General features: G+C 36.9%; 15 protein-coding genes. All 15 read right to left on the bottom strand.

Annotation, left to right across the window (positions count from 1 at the left end; genetic code table 11):
- Positions 1-9: 9 nt before the first annotated feature.
- The 15 genes from P164_RS01955 to lpdA all read right to left on the bottom strand — a co-directional run bounded on the left by P164_RS01955 (position 10) and on the right by lpdA (position 22,181).
- A complete protein-coding gene (locus P164_RS01955) occupies positions 10-1,737 on the bottom strand; it encodes an efflux RND transporter periplasmic adaptor subunit (protein WP_028374803.1) in 1,728 nt (575 codons plus the stop codon).
- Between the two features lie 31 nt (positions 1,738-1,768).
- A complete protein-coding gene (locus P164_RS01950) occupies positions 1,769-2,254 on the bottom strand; it encodes a DUF305 domain-containing protein (protein ID WP_028374802.1) in 486 nt (161 codons plus the stop codon).
- 16 nt (positions 2,255-2,270) lie between these two features.
- Positions 2,271-2,975: a PepSY domain-containing protein gene (locus tag P164_RS01945; RefSeq protein WP_028374801.1), complete on the bottom strand. Its 705-nt coding sequence runs from the start codon at positions 2,973-2,975 to the stop codon at positions 2,271-2,273.
- 3 nt (positions 2,976-2,978) lie between these two features.
- Positions 2,979-5,705: a heavy metal translocating P-type ATPase gene (locus P164_RS01940; RefSeq protein WP_028374800.1), complete on the bottom strand. Its 2,727-nt coding sequence runs from the start codon at positions 5,703-5,705 to the stop codon at positions 2,979-2,981.
- A gap of 89 nt (positions 5,706-5,794) precedes the next feature.
- Positions 5,795-6,406, bottom strand: a complete 612-nt coding sequence (locus P164_RS01935) for a DUF3347 domain-containing protein (RefSeq protein ID WP_051621138.1) — start codon at positions 6,404-6,406, stop codon at positions 5,795-5,797.
- A gap of 11 nt (positions 6,407-6,417) precedes the next feature.
- A complete protein-coding gene (locus P164_RS01930) occupies positions 6,418-7,662 on the bottom strand; it encodes a TolC family protein (RefSeq protein ID WP_081817298.1) in 1,245 nt (414 codons plus the stop codon).
- Between the two features lie 98 nt (positions 7,663-7,760).
- Positions 7,761-11,516 carry an efflux RND transporter permease subunit gene (locus P164_RS01925; RefSeq protein WP_028374798.1) on the bottom strand — a complete coding sequence of 1,252 codons (3,756 nt, stop codon included), beginning with the start codon at positions 11,514-11,516 and terminating at the stop codon, positions 7,761-7,763.
- Between the two features lie 121 nt (positions 11,517-11,637).
- Entirely contained in the window at positions 11,638-12,063 is a 426-nt protein-coding gene (locus P164_RS01920; RefSeq protein WP_028374797.1) for an HYC_CC_PP family protein, read from the bottom strand.
- 96 nt (positions 12,064-12,159) lie between these two features.
- A complete protein-coding gene (locus P164_RS01915; RefSeq protein WP_028374796.1) occupies positions 12,160-13,155 on the bottom strand; it encodes an NADP-dependent oxidoreductase in 996 nt (331 codons plus the stop codon).
- A 111-nt stretch (positions 13,156-13,266) separates the two neighbouring features.
- Positions 13,267-13,635 (bottom strand): response regulator transcription factor, encoded by a 369-nt coding sequence (locus P164_RS01910; protein WP_028374795.1) that lies wholly within the window; start codon positions 13,633-13,635, stop codon positions 13,267-13,269.
- A 168-nt stretch (positions 13,636-13,803) separates the two neighbouring features.
- On the bottom strand, positions 13,804-14,535 hold the full coding sequence (locus tag P164_RS01905) for an Hpt domain-containing protein (RefSeq protein ID WP_028374794.1): 732 nt from the start codon (positions 14,533-14,535) through the stop codon (positions 13,804-13,806).
- A gap of 22 nt (positions 14,536-14,557) precedes the next feature.
- Complete coding sequence (locus tag P164_RS01900; RefSeq protein ID WP_051621136.1) at positions 14,558-18,196, bottom strand: PAS domain-containing hybrid sensor histidine kinase/response regulator; 3,639 nt, start codon at positions 18,194-18,196, stop codon at positions 14,558-14,560.
- Between the two features lie 200 nt (positions 18,197-18,396).
- The gene (locus tag P164_RS01895; RefSeq protein WP_051621134.1) at positions 18,397-19,635 is read right to left on the bottom strand and encodes an ATP-binding cassette domain-containing protein; all 1,239 of its coding nucleotides are present in this window, start codon (positions 19,633-19,635) and stop codon (positions 18,397-18,399) included.
- A 20-nt stretch (positions 19,636-19,655) separates the two neighbouring features.
- A complete protein-coding gene (locus P164_RS01890; protein WP_028374792.1) occupies positions 19,656-20,630 on the bottom strand; it encodes an NAD(P)H-quinone oxidoreductase in 975 nt (324 codons plus the stop codon).
- 144 nt (positions 20,631-20,774) lie between these two features.
- On the bottom strand, positions 20,775-22,181 hold the full coding sequence (lpdA, locus tag P164_RS01885) for a dihydrolipoyl dehydrogenase (RefSeq protein ID WP_028374791.1): 1,407 nt from the start codon (positions 22,179-22,181) through the stop codon (positions 20,775-20,777).
- Between the last annotated feature and the right edge of the window lie 54 nt (positions 22,182-22,235).

The raw sequence follows: 22,235 nt of genomic DNA, 5'->3' as shown, positions 1-22,235 counted from the left end.
AACTCAGTTCTATTGACCTTTAAACACCGAAATTACGCTCCCGCAGCTACGCATAGCATCACTGTAATAGGGATTTTTTATTTCTTCAGATTCACTGAGCCAAACAGCGCCTTTACTATCATTTGCCATAGGACAACGCTGCAAATATAAGGTAGCATTTAATTTCTTTATTCTATTTGCGATTGCGGCCAGATGCTCATTTAATAAAACAAAATGTTCTCGCTGATTTTCGATTTTTGTCGCTTGGTTAATAGCTGTAAGCATTTGTGATACTTTAGAAAAGTGCGATTTCTCTGTAATTTCTAAACTTGCGATATCTACTTTTTCTAATTGACTTTTAAACATTTTTGCTAGCGCGGAAACTTTAGCGACATCAGAATCTATAAAAGCTTCAGTCATATTTAAATAGGTAGGAATTGCTTTTTTGATTACTTCCTGAGCCTGCTCAGGAAGCATTACTGAAACCAGTTTTTTTTCAACAGATAATGCTCCTTCTGCAGTATTCATCATAGACTTTTTTCCTCCTAATTGGGCTGCTGCATCTACGGTAAACGTACCGTTTATTACAATTTCCTCACCGGTTGACAAGCCGGAAACAATAGTATAATGGTCACTTGTTTTTTGACCAAGACTCACTTCGCGCATTTCAAAAACCGGTTGTGTAGGATTTGGTTTTACGTATACAAGTGAGCGCTCCCCCGTCCACATTACAGCAGTAGCCGGTATACTTAATTCTGAGGTAGATATCCCAATAGAGTTTTCGACAGTTGCCGAGACAAACATTCCCGGTTTAAATAAATCTTCAGAATTCTCAAGCGTAGCTCTAATAATAACCGTTCGCGTATCTGCATTTAGAATAGGGTCTATAAAAGAAATTTCACCGGTAAAGGTTTTATTAGGATAGGCATTTGTCTTAATAGCTAGCTTTTGACCTTTTTGAAATTGACTAAGCTGTCGCTCATAGGCGTCGAATTCTGCCCAAATACTGGATAGATTACTCACCTTAAAAATGGCGCTTCCGTTCATTACATGAGCACCTTCAGTTACAGAAATTTCTGTTACCACCCCAGAAACATTAGAGTATATAGGGAACCGTGTAATTACATTCCCGGTTTTTTCAACCTCATCTAGAATAGAACCACTTATCATTAAATTTTTAAATTTATTACGTACCGCTGCGTAAAGCCTGGGTTGCGTTTCTTTAATTTTTGAAGCAGTAATCAATTCTTGCTGCGCTGCTACGAGTTCAGGAGAATAAATAGTTGCTACGCGTTGCCCTTTAGCAACCTGCTGCCCTAATGATTTTACATTTAGGGTTTCAATTCTTCCGTCAAAATGTGCCGGTTGTGTTGCTGTCTCGTTTTCATTAACCGCAATTTTACCCGAAAGTGTAATGCTTCCTGCATTTGCTTCAGACGAGTTCCCTATAACCCAGGTTTGAATATCTGCAAGTGCTAAAGCATTTTCAGTCATTTTAAACTGATTTACAGTTAAGCCCGAGGCAGCAGACTCTTTTTCAACAAGGTCCATACCACAAATAGGGCAATCGCCCGGTTCTTCACGTATAATTTGAGGGTGCATAGAACAGGTGTACAATTGACCCGACTCATTTGCGCTATGCTCGTGGGAATCTACTTTATTTTGCCCGGTATTTTTAGTAGCGGTATTGAATAAAATATACCCTAATCCCAGACCCAATATGGCGGCGAGTAGTATATAGACAATAGATTTATTCATAGTTTTTTATTTTACTTCCGAAGAAAAAAGATTATTCAGCTGCTTCTAAGCGCTTAATCATTGCTTTCATTTCTCCTATTTCTTTTTCTTGCGCTTTAATAATATCTTCTGCTAGTTTCTTAACTTCTGGGTCTTTGATATCTGCCCGTTTACTGGTTAAAATAGCTATAGAGTGGTGCGGTATCATAGCTCTCATCCACGTCACATCATTTACCGGCTTTTGAGCACGTACCAGGTAAAGTGCACTGCAAAAAACAAGAACACTTCCTATTAAGATCACTGCATTTTTAGTCTTGCTTTTATACATCTTTAGCATAAACAACAACATAATTACAGCCATTGTACAAATACCCAAACAGCTCATATAAAAACGCGTTAAACTAAAATATACGTGATCAATCTTATAGGTATTTAAATACATCGTGATGTACATCGCAATAAACGAGCACCCAAGCATCATTAAAAACTTAGTGTAATTGCCTTTGTGTGAATTAGAATTATTGTTTTCTGTTTTCATCATATTGGTTTTAAAGTTATTGCTTCCTTTTTCTCAACATTCTCAAACTGGGTGAGCTTATATACCACAGTATAAAGCCACTTAAAACGGTTACTAAGCCTAAAATGGAAAAGGCTCTAAGCAGCCAGTTATTAATATCATCTCTACCTTCATAATCCATCGTATGGGTCATCCATAAAAAATCAAACCAGCGCCAGTCACGGTGTCGTACCGTTTGAAAAGTCCCATCAGCTACCGAAACATAAGCTTTAATTGCCTCATCACCTGCATAACTTATAACATACGCCGGAAGTAATTTTTCCCGATATTCGTGGTGTTTGTTAACTTGATCTATTTTTTCAACTCCAGAAACTTTAAGCTCTGGTAACATCCTAGCTGATGCAATTTTTAATGCTTCTTCTACAGAAATCCCATCCTTTAGCGCTCCTGTTTTAGCATTGTAAAGTAGGTTATGGTTTATCCAGTAGTACGGTTCACCATTAATTTCGCGTAGCGCAAGCGTTTCTATTTTTAGGGTTGAATCTATTGCAGACGGACTCACTAAACCCTGAAACGCAATCGGCTGTTGATCTTGCTTAAAGTGATCTCCGTGAATCTCGTCAAGGTCGGTCCAACTAAAATACAAGCCACTTACCGTCCAAAATATAAATTGAATACCAATGAACAGCCCCAAATACCTATGGGTTTTTCTTATTTTTTTTCTGATTCTAATTTTACCCATTCTCTAGTCTAATGATTTATTCCGTAAACGTAATGCATTTGCAATTACAGATACCGAACTAAAACTCATTGCCAATGCAGCAATCATAGGAGATAATAAAATCCCAAAAAACGGGTATAAAACTCCCGCTGCAACCGGCACCCCAATAGAATTATATATCAAGGCAAAAAACAGGTTCTGCTTAATGTTTTTCATCACCGCATCACTTAGATTTCTCGCTTTTACAATACCGTGTAAATCCCCTTTAACTAAAGTAATTGCAGCACTTTCTATCGCAACATCTGTTCCTGTGCCCATCGCAATACCAACATTGCTTTGTGCCAGGGCCGGCGCATCATTAATCCCGTCACCTGCCATCGCCACTTTTTTACCTTCTTTTTGCAAGCGTTCTACCTCATTTAATTTATCCTGCGGAAGCATTCCTGCTTTAAAATCGGTTAGATTGAGTTCTTCTGCAACTGCACGAGCCGTATCTTCATTATCGCCAGTAAGCATTATAACTGCTATTCCCTTTTCTTTAAGAATTTTTATCGCTTTTTTGCTGGTTTCTTTTATTTTATCAGAAATCACGATATAACCCACCGCCTTTTGGTCTACTGAAAGAAACGATACTGTTTTGCCTTTTTTCTGTGCTGCCGTCGCTTGTTGCATTAACCCTTCTGGGATAGTTGCCTCTGCTTCCTGCATCATTTTTAAATTTCCTAAAGCAAGGGTTTTACCATTTAAATTTCCTGTTACTCCCTTTCCGGTTACCGAATTGAAATTTTCAGCTTTGCTTGAAGTTACCTTTTGCTCTTTAGCATAACGAACTGTCGCTTCTGCTAAAGGATGCTCACTCAACGTATTTAAGGAGACTATGTATTGCAAAACCTGATTATCATCAAAACCTTCGGAAGAACCTACGGCTTCTACAGATGGTTTTCCCTCAGTTATGGTTCCTGTTTTGTCAATAATCAGCACATCAATTTTATCCATTTTCTCGAGTGCTTCGGCATTTTTAATCAATACCCCATTTTGCGCACCTTTACCCACACCTACCATTACAGACATGGGCGTTGCTAAACCTAACGCACAAGGGCAAGCGATAATAAGTACTGCAATTGCATTTACGAGTGCGTAAACATAAACCGGCTCAGGTCCAAAAATTGCCCAGATTATAAAGGTGAGAATAGAAATACCAACAACTACCGGCACAAAATAACCGGAAATTTTATCTGCCAATTTTTGAATAGGAGCCTGACTGCGACTCGCCTTGTTGACCATTTCTATAATTTGTGAAAGCAAGGTCTCTCCGCCTATTTTTTCGGCTTTCATTAAAAAGGACTGTTTCCCATTTATAGTACCGCTACTCACCTTATCTCCTACTCTTTTACTAACCGGAATAGGCTCACCGGTAATCATCGACTCGTCTACCGAAGTTTCTCCTTCGGTAATTACCCCATCAACCGGAATTCTCGCTCCCGGCTTAACTCTCAAAACATCAGCTTTCTCAATTGTATCTATTTTAACTTCCTGCTCTTCCCCATCAACCACTTTTATAGCTTTGTTAGGTGCCAGCTTCAAAAGTTCTTTGACAGCCGAATTTGTTTTGCTGTGTGCCCGCGCTTCAAGTACCTGTCCCATCAAAACCAAAGTTAAAATCACTGTTGCCGCTTCAAAATACACGTGAACAGAACCAGACTCTGTTTTAAACTGTGATGGAAAAAAGTCTGGAAACAGCATCCCGAATACACTAAAAACCCAGGCAACACTTGCACCTATACCTATTAAGGTAAACATATTGAGATTCCAGGTTTTTATTGAACGCCAGGCCCGTTCAAAAAACATCCAGGTGGCGTAAAATACCACAGGTAGCGATAATGCAAACTGCACCCAGTTCCAGTATTTAATAGGCATTAAGTCGTATAAAGGGTTGTTGCTTAACATCTCACTCATCGCAATGAGAAATACCGGCAGGGTAAAACCTAATGCAATCCAAAATTTGCGCAATAGCTTATTATAGGATTTCTCTTCTGCTGAAAGATCGGGTTCTTTGGGAACCAGATCCATACCGCAAATAGGGCAGCTGCCTTCCTCATCTTCAACAATCTCAGGATGCATTGGGCAGGTGTATTGGGTTCTGGTAACTGCGTTCGCAGATTGCTCCTCAACCAAATCCATACCGCAAACAGGACAATCGCCGGATTTATCATAGGTTTTATCTCCCTCACAATGCATAGGGCAGTAAAAGGTACCGGTGCCTTTAGTATTTGAGGTCTTCTTCACTTTTTGCGAATCTTTAGCGGGCTTTTCTCCGTGCTTATGAATCTCATAACTACCACCGTCGTCTACCAGCGCCTTTTGAAAGGTCGTGATGGGAATGTGTTGTTCCATCTCGATTACAGCTTCGGCCTTGGCCAAATCAACGCTAGCACTTTTCACACCATCTATTCGAGAAAGAATTTGTTCAACGTGACTGCGGCAGCCGTTACAGGTCATTCCGGTAATGGGATAGGTATGTTTCATATTATGAGTAGCATTAGGCTCGACAATACCGTAACCTCCTCCATCTTCTTTTAAAGCCTTCTGAAACTTCTCTATGGCAATATGTTGTTCCATCTCAATTACGGCTTCGGCTTTAGCTAAGTCAACGCTTGCACTTTTCACACCTTCTACGTTATTAAGTGTTTGCTCCACGTGCTTGCGGCAACCCTTGCAGCTCATTCCGGTAACAGTATAGGTATGTTTCATTTTATTATATTTTAAAATTTGTAGGTCTGTTTTAAAACTCTAGACCTAATAAATCTGCATTGCTCAGATTAATCTGCTAAATTTTCAATTTATTTAGTAATCGTAGCCGTTACCGTACCACAGTTCAACATTTTATCACCATAATAGGGATTTTTAATTGTTGCTTCATTAGATAACCAGTCTGCTCCTTTTCCATTTAATGCCATTGGGCAATGTTGTTTATAAAGTGTTCCTGCATCAATATTCTTCTTAAAATAGGATTGAACAGCAACTGAAAATTGAGAAAAAGCTTTACGTTGAGCTTCTAGATCTTCTGTGGTTGCGATAGCTTCTGCTGCAGATTTTAACTTCATATTATTTTCACCAAAAATCATTGCTAGATTTGCAGCCTCTTGTTTTGATTTTTCAGAATCAGAGGCTATAAGTGCCAGGCGCACTGCGTTGTAAGAAGTCCACACTCCTTTAGAAGTCTCATCTTTAAAAGATAAAGAAGCTTTATCTATTCTCATGTCTGATGATTTTGAACTTGATTCAATTGTCTTTGTACCCTCATCATTTTGAACGGTATTCATCATTTGCTCGTCTCGTGTTACCGTCTCTTCAGAAGATTCTTCCCCGTTATCGTTTTTCTTATCATTTCCGCAAGCGCCTAATGTTAGTGCTATAGCGGCAATACCCATAAATTTTACTGTAGTTCTCATAGTTTCTATTTTTAAAATGTAATTAAATAATTGATTAATGCTGTTTGCTCATAATAACGCTGTACGGCATTTATTTGATTTTTATTAAATTGTAACTGCAATTCTTGTATATCTAGAATTTCATTAAAATCTATTGTTCCAGTTTCATAATTTTTAAGCAGAATTTCTTCAGCGTCACGAGCCTGCTTTAAATTCTTCACCTCTTTAGTATAATTTATACGAGCCGTATTTCTATTCTTAAGCGCATCTGCAAAAAGACTTTTCAAGGTATTTAAACGTTGATTTTTTTGAGCGCTCAATTCTTCCTGCTTCAGTTCATTTTGCCGGGAAACCGATTTGTATTTTGAATTAAAAATGGGCACCGAAACCGAAACCATAGGCATAACAACATCTTTTCCGTTGTCTACCATATTCATATCTGTACGTTCAGAAACCGGTATATAATCAAATCCCACCCCCAGTTTTGGTGCTGCATCTCTTTGATTTACTAATTCTGACTGCGTAATACTCTCATAAAGTTTGTCGTATTGTAAAACCTCGGGGTTTTGCGAAAGATATTTAATAGAAACTTCTACGTCACTTTGTGGCAACACCAGGCTATCTACAACAAAAACCGGTGACGTCTCGCTAACATTTAAAACAGTATTAAATTGAATTTTCGCAGCTTTCAAATCTTCTTCTAAAGCCTCTAGCTGAGCAATCAAATCATTTTGTCGTATTTGTATTTTTAAGAAATCTACCGCCGATGCTTTTCCTACTTCAACTGAGTTTAAAGCCAACTCTTCATAACTCTTAAGCAGCTTTAAACTTTCTTCTAAGACCGCACCACTTGCCATAATGCGGTACAACTCATAATAGCTCTGGGCCACTTCAAGACGTAACTTTCGCTTTGCAATAGTATACTCAACATGGGTCGCTTCTGCTAATGCATCCTGGTAATTTACTCGGGCGTTAATACTACCAAACCAGGGCAACATCTGCTTTACTGAAAACCGGGCGCGCTGTGCTCCCACCCGGGTTTCCGGAGTGCTCACAAAATAGCCTGCCGCAAACTCTGTATCTGGCAAACTTTTTACTTCATTCGATTTTTCCTGGGCAATAGAATACCGTACTTCATAAGCCTTTAAATCAGCATTGTTCGTTTCTGCCTGTTCAATATATCCTGCCAGATCCTGTGCTTCCATTTTAAATAAAGCCAGAATAGCGCACAACATAGCGACTAAAGTGCGGTGGCAATATGTTTGTTTATTTTTCATTTCTACATGTATTATCAAAATTCTAGTCTTGCCTCGACTGTGAAACAGGCTTCGACAGGTTGATTTTTAATTCCTTAAACTGACTAATCTTCATGCTCTCAACTATTGACCCTTAATTTCCTAAGTTCTCGTTCCTTTTTCCAACTGTACAATACCGGTACGATAAAATAGGAAGTCACATCTATAATCATTCCCCCAAAAACTGGTATCGCCATAGGTATCATAATATCACTACCGCGCCCTGTTGAAGTAAGCACCGGTAATAAAGCGAGTATTGTGGTTACCGTAGTCATTAAGCAAGGTCGTATACGTTTAGTGGCTGCTTCTAGTGTAGCATTGCGAATACCTTTTAGATCTTCTGGAGTCTCCTTATTAAAAGTCTGGGTTAAATAGGTCGCCATCACCACACCATCATCTGTAGCAATACCAAATAACGCAATAAAGCCAACCCATACCGCAACACTTAAGTTCACCGTTTTTATATTGAATAAATCCCTTAGATTTTCTCCAAAAAAACCAAAGTTTAAAAACCAATCCTGCCCATATAACCAAAGCATAATAAAGCCTCCGGCGAAAGCAACTGCGATTCCTGTAAAAACCATCAATGAGGTGGTTACCGATTTAAACTGAAAATAAAGAATGAGAAAAATAATAAGCAACGCCATAGGAATAACAACAGAAAGTGTATTCTCTGCGCGTAACTGGTTTTCATAAGTACCGGTAAACTTGTAACTTACACCCTGAGGAACCACTAACTCACCCGAATCTATTTTTGATTGTACGCGTGCCTGTGCATGCTCCACAACATTAACTTCGGCAAAGCCATCAAGTTTGTCAAACAGCACATAGCCTACCAAAAATGTATCTTCACTCTTAATTACCTGCGGTCCCTGTTCATACCTTATCTCAACAAGTTCTCCCAGCGGCACGGGAACCCCATTGTTTACCGGAACATAAATTTTCTTAAGATCATCTGGATTTTCACGTAATTCTCTAGGGTAGCGCACACGCACCATATAGCGTTCTCTACCTTCTACCGTTTGCGTAATAGGCATACCGCCTACTGCAACTTCAAGCACTTGTTGTACATCTTGTATAGAAATCCCATATCGCGCCAGCTGCTCGCGCTTGATGTCGATAAGTAAATACGGTTTACCCACAATACGATCTGCAAAAACTGCCTCGCTTTTTACACCTTCGGTTTCTTTTAAAATAGTTTCAAGTTCTAGACCAAATGCTTCAATCTCTCTTAAACTCCCACCTTTCACTTTAATCCCCATAGGCGCCCGCATACCGGTTTGTAGCATAACAAGCCGTGTTTCTATAGGTTGAAGTTTTGGCGCAGAGGTAACTCCCGGTAATTTTGAAACACGTGCAATCTCATTCCAGATATCATCGGGTGAATGTATTTCGGGTCTCCAGTTTCGATAATATTCCCCAGAATCATCAGCAATTAATTTTCCGGAAGAAACCGGAAAAAAATGCTTGACTGCGTTCAAGTTGACATCATCTTCAGAAGCTAAATTTAAGTTAGGATTATTGGTGATTCCGCCATTCTTCAGCATAAAATAACCAGTATCATCTACGAGATATCGTTGTTTTTTCCCTTCACTATTCAGCATATATTCGGGTTTATACTGAATGATATTTTCATACATCGACAAGGGTGCAGGATCTAATGCAGACTCGGTACGTCCCGCCTTTCCTACAACCGTTTCAATTTCAGGAATACTTGCAACGGCCATATCTAATTGTTGCAGTACACGCTTATTTTCTTCAACACCGGCGTGTGGCAAGGAGGTAGGCATTAATAAAAAAGTTCCTTCATTTAAAGAAGGCATAAATTCTTTACCGGTATTAGAAAGTATAAAACCTCCACAAATTAATACCGTAGCCGGAATCATTAAAAATAACAGCCTGTTTGCTAAAGCCCATTTCAAAATACGCTCGTAAAAGTGTTTGAGCAACCAAAATGCACCAAAGAACAGCGTACAAATAAGTGATACAAAAAATAGATTGATTAGAATACTTCGGTTAAAACCTAAAGGGCGCCAATAGGTTGCTAATAAAAATATAATGGCGACGATTGCCAGTATCGCTTCCGCTTGCGGTAAACCATTTAGTGGTACTTTTTTATACCTACACAGTAACGCCAGTGTCCCAAAAGCGATTAAAATTAAACCCAGCCAATAGCCATATCCTACTGCAACAACACCTAGAGTGATAAGTATTCCCTGTGTCGCAACAGCAGCTGTTTTTGTAATTGTCTTTCTACGGAAAATTAAAGCTGCAAAAGGGGGAATTAGAAATAAGGCAATGACCAGCGACGCTGTTAACGCTGCAGTTTTTGTAAATGCCAATGGCCGGAATAATTTTCCTTCTGCACCTATCATGGTAAACACCGGGATAAAACTAATAATCGTTGTGAGCACGGCAGTTACAATCGCTCCCGAAACTTCTGCAGTTGCATTATAAATAAGGGTATTAAGCGGAAGTTTCTCAACCCCATCAACATTAGACTCATCAAGATGCCGAATCATATTTTCGGTGAGTATAACACCCACATCTACCATCGTACCTATGGCTATTGCGATTCCGGATAATGCTACTATGTTAGCATCTACATTAAAAAGCTTCATCGCTATAAATACCATCAACACCGCCACGGGTAATAAACCTGAAATGAGTACCGAAGCTCTTAAATTAAAAAGCATCACAATTATAACCAGAATGGTTATGAGAATTTCCATAGTTAACGCTTCATCAAGCGTATTTAAGGTTTCCTTAATAAGTACCGTACGGTCATAAAAAGGAACAATAGTGAGCTGTGATTTAGTGCCATCTGCTAAGACTTTACTAGGTAAACCACTACTTATTTCGCTTATTTTCTCTTTTACATTGGTAATAACTTCCATAGGGTTAGCCCCATAGCGCGCCACCACAACACCACCTACAACCTCAGCTCCTTCTTTATCTAGAATACCACGTCTGGGTGCAGGCCCAAGACTAACTTTTGCAATATCTTTTACTCGTATAGCGGTGTAATCTTTTGAAGAAACAACAGCATTCTCGATATCTGAAATAGATTTTACGTAGCCTAAACCCCTTACCAGATATTCTGCTTTATTAATTTCTAAAGTTTGTGCACCTATCTCCTGGTTACTCTCTTTTACAGCGTTCACTAAGGCATCAAGACCTAAGCCATATTGTCTTAGCAGTTCAGGGTTTACGTCTATTTGATATTCTTGTACAAAACCGCCTATAGATGCTACTTCAGAAACTCCACCCGCGGCAGCAAGACCATATTTTACATAATAATCCTGTATACTTCTTAATTCCTGTAAATCCCAACCGCCGGTAACATTACCATCAGGATCACGCCCTTCTAGTGTGTACCAGTATATTTGACCAAGACCTGTTGCATCTGGGCCCAATGTGGGATTAACCCCATCTGGTAAAAGTGTAGCCGGTAAAGAGTTTAATTTTTCAAGAATACGACTGCGACTCCAGTAGAATTCTATATCTTCTTCAAAAATGATATAGATACTTGAAAAACCAAACATAGACGAACTACGAATCGTTTTTACTCCCGGAATACCCAATAATGCAGAAGTAAGCGGATAACTTATCTGATCTTCGATATCCTGTGGAGAACGACCCTGCCACTTTGTGAAGACAATCTGTTGGTTCTCGCCAATATCTGGTATGGCATCAACTGCCACAGGATTTGAGGGTATAAAGCCTGTATCCCAATTAAAAGGTGCTGTTGAAACTCCCCAACCTATAAAGACTGCAAGAATCAAAAACGCAACAAGCTTGTTTTCTATAAAAAATTTGATGCTTTTATTGAGCATAAGAAATTAGTATTGAGATGAGAATACTGAGTTTCAAAAACTATTTGAAACACACTAAATTCTTCCGCAACTGCGAAAAATTAAATAGAAAATGCCGCAACACATTCTTCTCAATAAACTATCAAATGATAAAAACCTGATCGAGCGTCTGTATATCTCGTATCAAAGTGGGCGGCGAGTATGCCGTGAAAGAAGTGGTATCTAAAGTTTCTAAACTGAATATAGAAACATAACTATATAAAAAGGTAACCGCTAAAAACTGCTGTTTTAAATCTAAAGAATGAAAAACGGGTTTTAGATCATCCTGAGCTTTAGCACTTAAAGTTTTATCTGAACAACAAGATTTTGCGTTAACCATAGTATCACAAGCACTGGGTATCTTTTTATCCTGCTTTACCTCCATACCACAGGATTTGGTATGATTTGTAAGTGAGTAATCTACAAGCGTATCGCCGCAATAATGCATATTCACAGTAAATGACATTGTAGTACACAATACTACAAATGCCATTAGAACAGCCATTATTTGGTTAAAAACTTGTTTCATAATACTGCAAAGATACACAAATTCAAATTGCAAATAAAAAGCCTGTAACATTCAATTTACAGGCTTCTTCTATATATAAAATCTAAAAAATAGTCTTTAAATTTTTACAACCATTTTACCTTTATTCTTTCCATCAAAAAGATCTAAAAATGCCTGTGGAATATTATCAAAACCTTCAACAATAGTTTCTTCATATTCTAATTTTCCTGAAGATAACCATCCTGCAAGTTTTTGAACTCCTTCGGGAAAATCTGATCTGAAATCGCCTAAAGTAAAACCACTCATAGTAACACTATTTTTGATTATAGCAGTGTTAACACGTGGTCCTGTAGGAGTTTCGGTTTTGTTATAATCTGCAATTGCACCACATAAAACCACATGAGCATTGCGAGCAATATTTGCCATAACTGCGTCAAAAATAGGACCTCCTACATTATCAAAAAATACATTTACGCCATTAGGTGCAGCTTCGGCAATAGCCGCATTCATATCTGAAGTCGTATTGTAGTTGATCGCTACATCATACCCAAACTTAGATTTAAGCATTTCTACTTTCTCATCACTACCGGCGATGCCTATTACCTTGCATCCGTTAATTTTACCTATCTGACCTACAATGGTACCCACAGCACCTGCTGCACCAGATACCACTAACGTATCACCTTCTTTAGGCATTCCCAACTTCATAAGACCGAAATAAGCCGTTAAGCCCGTTAATCCTAAAACACCTAAATAGGTAGATAACGGTGCTTTATCAGGATCAACTTTACTCAAACCTTCTCCTGTAGAAGTTTGAATTTCTTTCCAGGATAGCATTCCATTTACAAAGTCTCCCTTTTTAAAGTTTTCATTTTTAGAATCTATTACTTCTGCAATTATCCCCGAAACTATAGGTTCATTTAATTTAAACGGTTCTATATATGACTTTTGATCCATCATACGCCCGCGCAAATAAGGATCTACAGACACATAGCGCGCTGCAAGTAAAATCTCATTTTGTTTAGGTGACGGAGTATCTTCAGTTACAAATTCAAAATCTGATGTTTGAGGAGTTCCCTCTGGTCTATTTTTTAATCTAATTACTTTATTCATCATATTGATATTTAAATAAAGTGCAAAGTTAAACAGGAAATTAGACCAATTACAGGTTTAGGCTTGTAAGGTTTTCTTAAAAGAACCTCACACATTTAACACTAGTAACGTCTAATTAGAAGGAGTAATATGCTTCTTAATGCTTGCAGACAGCGCAAGAGGATCAAAGGGTTTTGAAATAAAATCTGCAATTCCCATTAAGAAAGTACGCGTAATAATATGCTCTTCATAAACAGAAGATAAGACAATAATAGGAAGAACAGGGTATTCAGTTTTTGCCCACTTAATAACCTTAAGTCCTGAAGTAAATGGTAAAACTAAATCTATTAAAATCAAGTCATAATTCTCCTGACCTATTTTAATGATTGCTGAAGTTCCGTCTCTGCATACATCTACTAAATATCCCTCTTTTAAAAGTTTATAATTTAAGGCAGCCGCTAACATAGGATTGTCTTCAACAATAAGAATGCGCTGACTCATTATAATAAATCGTTTTTGAAGGTTGTAGATAGTAATGGCTAATTTAAACTATTATTTAGTTAATCAATAATTCATTTAATACTAAAGCCAAACACTTAAAATCTCTAAACGATTCAATCAATAAAAACGAATTTTAACTTCTGACATTAAGCTCTTAAATTCCAGAAATTATTTTTCAAACAATGCAGGAAACTCACGTTCTATACCAGATACAATTTTATGGGTTTCTATTTTTAATGCTGAAACGAGGCCTGGTATTTCTTCAGGTGTGGCAAAATGAGCGAGTTTATCACAAATTTGACTTCCTTTTGCGCTTTCTAGCATTTCAAAAGAAGGTTTAATGTTATGCCCTATTTCTTTGATACAGTTATAATCTGTGTTTTGTAAACAAGTTTCCATCTCCTTAAGACGTACAGTTACAGAATCTTTAAAAATTTTCAAACTTTCAAAAATAAATTCCTGATCGTTATCTGATAAATTTTTCAAATAATTTAAAGAGAATGCAGGCTCTGTATCTAATTTATTACCATTCATATCGTTAAGAAGACTCCTAACTTTTAAAATATCTTCTTCCGAAAATCCTTTACTCAATACGCCATAAACGTGCGTATCTGTATATATTTTTTCCTTAGAATCTGAAATGATTAAAGCGCTACCACAATAATTGAGTTGGTCATTTAAATATTTTAGAGTCTGCAAAGCTCCTAAAGGCTTTATGTGTTCTTCTATAATGATAAGGTCTGGCAACTCATTTTGTTTTATAAATTGAATAGCTCCCATTGCTGTTGTAAAATTTGTAACCAGAGCTTCAGAAGAACGAATAACCGAACTAAAAGTAGTTTGAGACTTTAAATTTGAATCTATAAAAATGATATGTTTTTTACGAGTACGCACAGCCATTCAGGTTTAGTATTTAGGGGTATTAAGCAATAGACTTACAATCTCCAGATTTATCTTTTTCTACAAGAAATTGTTCAACACACTTTTTTAAATCATCGAGGACTACAGGTTTAGAAACATAATCATCCATCCCATTCTGCAGACAACGCTCCCGCTCTCCTTTTATAGCTCTGGCGGTTAATGCAATAATGGGAATTCTTCTCTCCTCATTTTCTAACAACCTAATTTCTTCAGTAGCCTCAAAACCACTCATTATAGGCATTTGTATATCCATTAATATAAAATCTATAGGAGTCGAATTCTTAAAAGCTTCTACCGCCTGAAAACCATCATCTACTTCTATAAGTTTAGCTAATGGTAGTAGTTTACGAATTATAGTACGCGTCAAAAACTTATTTACAGGATTATCTTCAGCAATTAAAATTGTGGGAGTAAGTGTTGTTAAATCAATAGGTTCTACAGTCTCAAACGTAGTAGGTATAAGTGCTACAGGATTTTCAAAATCATCTATAAATTCAAACAGCTGATGCCGCTGAACCGGTTTTACCATTTTATTAATAATACCTAACTCTTCACTTCTACTATTTATTTGTTGATCTTCTCCACTACTGTGCAATAATAATACAGGTAATTTTTCTTTTGGGATTTTGAGTTCGTTGCGCATGTGACAAACCAAATCTATACCGTTTATATACGGCATATGATAATCTATGATTGCAAGATCATAATCAATATCTCCCTCTAAAATTTCTAGTGCATCAATACCATTTTCTACCAGAGTTGTTTCAATATTTCTGCTACTTAACATCTCTTTTAAAATAACCCTGTTATTTTGGTTATCGTCTATAATAAGAACCCGTTTTAAAGAAATATCATTAGGGGTGTCATTAGTAAGATAAGGCTCATTTGCAAAATTAACTGTAAAAGAAAAAGTTGTACCAAAACCCAATTCACTGGTAACTTCAAGTTTACTGCCCATTAACTCCAATAAGCGATTGCTAATGGTAAGACCCAATCCCGTACCTCCATATTTTCTTGTGGTGGAAGCATCTTCCTGATCAAAAGCTCTAAATATTTTCTGAAGATTTTGAGGTGCAATACCAATACCGGTATCACGTATTGAAAATTTATAATTCCTTTTTTGACTTTCTTCGTCTATTCCCTGCTGTTCTATTTTAAGTTCTATTTCACCTTTATGGGTAAATTTTACAGAGTTGCTTAATAAGTTGATGAGTACCTGACGCAGACGCAGGCCGTCTGCCATAACGTAGTGATTAAGATTACCCGGAATATTTAAAAGTATCTCAATATTTTTCTCGTGCGCCAGTTGTTTAATCATTTCTACAGACCTGCCACATAAATCACTAAGGTTTACATGTTCTTCATTAATTTCTAACTTACCGGCTTCAATTTTTGAAAAATCAAGAATATCATTTATAAGATCTAGTAAGGATACGGCTGAAGTATAAACGGTTTCCATATACTTACGCTGATTCTCATTCAGATCGGTCTGCATCAATATATCTGTAAAGCCAATTACGCCATTAAGTGGTGTGCGTATCTCGTGACTCATATTTGCCAAAAATTCAGACTTAGATCTATTTGCATTTTCAGCCCTCGTTTTTGCTTTGAGTAGCGAAGCTTCCATAGCTTTTAAATCAGAGATATCTGAAGCTACACCTAGATATCCTTTGATCTCACCTTGCTCATTCTTTATCGCAGTAACCACTAAATGCACCTGAAGCTCAGAACCATCTTTTCTAACATAGGTCCAGTCACTAGCTTCAAGATCATTTTTACCTAATTTATGCGTAAACACTTTATGAGTAGCAACAGGCTCTCCGTATAATTCTTCAAGTTGAATAGCATAATCAAGCATTTCTTCTTTGAGGTGAAATACACTGGGTGTCATTTTATCTACAACATCTTCTGCTTTATAACCCAGTAAATTCTCTGCTCCTTTATTAAATTTTCGTATAACATGATTTAAATCTGTTTCTATTATAATTACCTGTGTTGTAGAATCTAATAAGGCTCTTAGATCAAGTAAGCTTTTTTCAAGTGCAGTTTTGGCATTAATTTCATCGGTCATATCAACTACATGACCTATAAGTGAAGAAACTTCTCCATGCTCATTTTTAAGACCTGAAACCGTTAAATAACAATGTACGATATGGCCATTTTTATGAATGTATCTTTTCTTTATTTGATACGAATCAATCTGATGTTTAATGATTTTTGAAAATTCGTGTATATCGTTATCTCTATCGTCGGGATGCGTAATTTCTTCAATACGATAATTTACTATTTCCTCTTTAGTATAACCTAGCATAGCGGCGAGGTTATTATTTACATTACGCCAGCGACCACGTAAATCTACTAATGCCATACCATTAGGAGAGAATTCAAAAACACGCTTAAATCGTGTTGCATTTTCTAAAGATTTACGTTCTAATCTTTTTTTATGGGTAATATCTTCTACCTGAGTAATTATTAAATTATCGCTTCCATTTTTAACGAGCGAGCAATTTAGATTACACCATATTGAATGACCTTTAAAATGATAACACTCAACTTCTATATTGTATTTATCAACCTCTCCACTAAGCAGGTTCTTTCTATGTTGAACGGCTAAATCAAGAAAATCTGGCTTAATAACGTCTTTAAATGTATATTGTAGAATATCATTATCTGATAAATGCTCTAAACCGAAAATCTTACGCGCAACAGGATTAACCATTTCAAGTTGGCTTTTGCCATTAACTAAGACGATTCCTAATGAAGAATTTTCGAAAACATTTTTGAATCTGAGCTCTGCTTCGTGTTTTTCTAACTCCTGAATTTTGCGGTCGTTAATATCCTGAAATGCACCGTAAACGCGAATGCATTTACCTTCCCACATTTCTGCTTTACCCATACTGCGCACCCACTTTTCTCTGCCGTCATTGAGTACTATAATAAGTTCAGCATCATATGGAGTACCATTTTCGGTACATTCTGTAAATAATTTTATTATTAAATCTCTACTCCAACCTTCTTTAAAAAAATTAATTGCCGTTTCAAGGTTGGGCTCATATTCTTCAGTTAACCCGTGAATTTCTTTAGTGACTTTTGTCCAGGTTATAGTGTTTTTTACGAGATCTACATCCCAGCCACCTACAGTAGCTAATTCATTTGTCTCTTCATAGATCTCATTAAATTTTCTAAGTCTTTTAATTTTACGGGAAAATTCTGTATTTGAAATTTGGCTTTCTTTCTTACCTACAAACTTTAAGATAAGATGTGAGTTACCCATAGCATCTTTATGAATAAAATGCTTAACCTCACAGTTAAGTAATTCTCCATCACGGGTAAGAAGAGCAGACAAACATTTTTCTTCTGGAAGCTTTTTACCTGTTATAATAAGATTTGAAAAATTTTCTATTTTATGGCGACCTTCATTACCCACACATTGCCACCACAAATCAGCCAAATCTTCTGAAGCAGGCTCATTATAATCTAATTGGGTCCAGATAGATTGCGCAACTAAAAATTCTTTAGACTTTGTAAGATTTGAATAATAATACCCAAGATTCATCTCATTTGTGAGCCAGGAAAGTAATTCTGGATTTTCACAAATGATGCGATGGAAATCTTGATTTAGAGTTGATGCTTTAGACATTGTCTAAAATATTAGATATTAAGTTGGTTTTGAGTTTAAAACAAAGGGTTAGAAACTCACGGGTAAATCAAATGTATGACATTTAAACTTAAATATAAGCTCTTTAACGACAATATCTGCAAATTAATGACTTTTTAATCTAATAAAAAGTTAATTCCTATAAATTATTTAAATAGATATTTTATGACTTATGAATATATTTAACTAATAAATCCCCGAGAACCTGAGGCTGTTTTGATTAATTCAAACGTATGTGATAAATTTAGCTGCGCTTCTGTTCTATGAGAAACAAATATCACCGCTGTTTTACCAGAAGTAATTATTTTGTTTAGAAGTTGAACCACTCGCGCAGCTCCAATGGCATTCAATGCGCTCGTAGGTTCATCTAATATTAATAAAGGCGGATGCTTAATCATTGCCCGTGCAATTAAAACCATTCGCTTATGCGCCTCATCAAGGTCTCTGAAACGTTTTTCCTTTAAAAATTCAATATTCATAAAAGATAACCAGTCTTGCGCAATCTTAATTTCAAGCGTTGTTGGTTTTTTATAAAGACCCACACTATCATAGAAACCAGAAAGTATCATCTCTATTACGGTGTGCATACCCTCAAAACGCTCGGTCATATGAGTTGTAAAAAAACCTATTTTTTGCTTGATTTCCCAAACACTCTCTCCGGTTCCCTTTTTCCTGTCAAATATATATAGGTCTTTGCCATAACCCTTTGTACTATCTCCGGTAATCATAGATAATAAAGTGGTCTTGCCAGCACCGTTAGGACCTTTTAAATGCCAGGACTCTCCTTTCTTAATTTCCCATGTAATATCTTTTAAAACCGGCTTCTCATTAAAATCTACGTAAACCTTTTCAAAACGAATTAGAGACTGTGGAATATTACTAAAATCATTCAGCGACATCGGGAAGTCACCTGCAGGAAGTAATTCTACATTATAAGAATCCTCTTTTTGGAATGTAGTCTTTATAAAGTTGCCTTCTTTAAGCACAATGCTTGTAATTATAAATGGTAATACATCTTTACTGCGCTTATAAAGCTGAATTAAAGTAGTCGATTCTGAAAGCTGCTTAAGCTTTTCCTTAAACCAAATTACTGTATCGACATCGAGAGCATCAAACGGATTGTCAAGAATTAAAAAATCTGGGTTTTGCTTTAACTGATAATTTAAAAGCAACTTTTTACGCTCTCCTGTAGATTTTGTCAATAGACTATCATTATACGCTGTGAGTATCTTTTTTGAATGCCTATATTCCTCATCTAAATAGTAATTAAGGGTACTTTCTGAAAAAATTAAACCGGTTTCCCCCGCCTCTTTGATTAACCAGTCTAATGATGCTAATTTTATTACATCTTTTTTAGATACGTTAGTTTGAGATACATCAAGAGCATAATGGGTACGGGTTTTCGTTTTAAACTTTGTCATAATAATTAATCGCGGATAGTTTAAGCAACTTCTAAAACTATTTTACCAATGTGCTCGCTACTTTCCATTAACTCGTGTGCTTTGCCGGCCTCCTCAAGTTTAAAGGTTTTATAAACAACAGCTTTTATTTTATTTTGTAAAAATAAAGGCCAAATGACCTCCTTGAGCTCAGTAGCTATTTGAGATTTAACTGCAATACTTTGTGGCTTGAGTAAGCTACCCGAAAGTCTCAACTGTTTAGACATCAGTGTCCATAGATTAATTTGAGGAGTTAAACTTTTCATCCCATTAATGTATTGAAGTCTTCCTTTTTTTGCTAAGATGTTTAAATTTTTCTGGGTGTAATTACCACCTACCATATCTAATATCACATCAATTCTATCATCTGCAAAAGCAGTTTCAAAATCGGTTTCCTTATAATTAATAACTTTAGCTAAATCGTGTTTTTTTATATAATCTAGCTTGGTTTGAGAACCTACAGTAGTAAAGGTGTTCATTCCTAATGCTTTTGCCATTTGCAAGCCCATTATTCCTATACCGCTGGTACCGCCGTGAATAAGTAAACCTTCTCCTTTTTGTAATTCAGCTTGCTGAAAAATATTAAACCATACTGTAAAAAGTACTTCTGGTAACGAGGCTGCTTCTACAAAATTCAATCCTTCAGGAATAGGTAAACACAGTCCCGCATCTACGCAAATTTCTGTAGCATAGCCACCACCGGCAACAAGGGCACATACACGATCACCTTTTTTAAATGTTGTAACGTCTTTTCCTATCGCAAGGATTTCGCCAGCAACTTCAAGACCGGGTATGCTTGCCGCTGCTGCGTCAGAACCATACGCATCTGGGTTTTCACGTGTGAGTATATCGCTGCGATTAACACCTGCAGCCTTTATTGCAATACGTATTTGACCGCTTTTGATTTTTATATCTGGTAATTCCTGAAGCTTAAGAACTTCGGGGCCGCCTGCTTCTGTTATAACTATTGCTTTCATAATATTTAATTTATAGAGCTAAATTAATTATAAGCTGAGCTAAAGCAGTATTTATGGTGTGAAGAGTATGCTAAAATTAAATCGTAAGCATAAAAAAAGCCTTCTCGTTAATAGAGAAGGCTTTTACTATTTTATACTGAAAAATTATACGTGAAGTGCACGATCTTCAGTAGCTGCGAGAGCCGCTTCCTTAACCGCTTCTGCGTAGGTAGGGTGTGCGTGCGACATACGTGCAATATCTTCTGCACTCGCTCTAAATTCCATCGCGGTAACACCCTCTGCAATTAAATCTGCAACACGAGCACCTACCATATGAACCCCTAGAACCTCATCTGTAGTTTTATCTGCCAATATTTTTACAAAACCATCTGTATCTCCTGATGCTCTAGAGCGCCCTAAAGCACGCATAGGAAACTGTCCTGATTTGTATTCAATACCCGCATCTTTAAGTTGTTCTTCGGTTTTACCTACAGATGCAACTTCTGGCCAGGTGTATACAACACCAGGGATTAAATTGTAATCAATGTGTGGTTTTTGACCTGCAATAGTTTCCGCAACAAAAACACCTTCTTCTTCCGCCTTGTGCGCAAGCATAGCTCCTTTGATTACATCACCTATTGCGTAAATATTCGCAACTTCGGTTTGTAAATGATCATTTACAGAAACACGACCGCGCTCATCTGTTTTTAGACCAGCAGCATCTAGATTAAGACCATCTGTATACGCTTTACGCCCTACAGAAACTAAAACGTAGTCTCCTTTAAACTCAACTTCGTTATCTTTTTTATCTATTGCTGTAACCACAACCTCATCGCCATTACGGGTTACACCATTTACTTTATGAGAAACAAAGAATTTAATCCCCTGCTTCTTCATCACTTTTGTTAATTCTTTACTTTGAGCAGAATCCATCGTTGGGATGATACGATCCATATATTCCACAACGCTTACTTCAGAACCTAAACGGTTGTAAACCTGACCAAGTTCTAAACCAATAACTCCACCACCTATCACGATCATGTGTTTTGGTATTTCGGTGAGTTTTAAAGCTTCGGTAGAAGTGATTATGCGTTCTTTATCAATATTGATAAACGGCAGGCTAGAAGGTTTACTACCTGTTGCAATGATTATATTTTTTGCTTCAATAACCACATCATCCCCATCTGCAACTGCAATGTGAACATGTGTCTTATCTTTAAAGCTACCTACACCCTCGTAGGTATCGATATTATTTTTACTCATTAAAAATTCAATCCCTTTAGTTGTTTGCTCAACAACAGATGCTTTACGGGACATCATTTTCTCCAGATTAATTTTTACCTCTCCTGGTATTTCAATACCGTGCTCTTCAAAATGCTTAATGGCATCCTCGTAATGATGTGAAGAATCTAATAAGGCTTTAGATGGAATACAACCTACATTAAGGCAAGTACCGCCTAAAGTTGAATATTTCTCTATAATAGCTGTTTTAAGACCCAGTTGGGCGCAGCGAATAGCAGCCACATAACCTCCGGGACCGGAACCAATGACCGCAACGTCGTATGTACTCATAATTTTGCTTTCTTTTTAAGAGGGCTTAAAGGTACGATGTAGAAATACGTTAGA

It is taken from the genome of Leeuwenhoekiella sp. MAR_2009_132 (assembly GCF_000687915.1).
GTDB lineage: Bacteria > Bacteroidota > Bacteroidia > Flavobacteriales > Flavobacteriaceae > Leeuwenhoekiella.
Note: the sequence above shows the minus strand (reverse complement) of the source record. Positions and strands in the feature narration are given on the sequence as shown.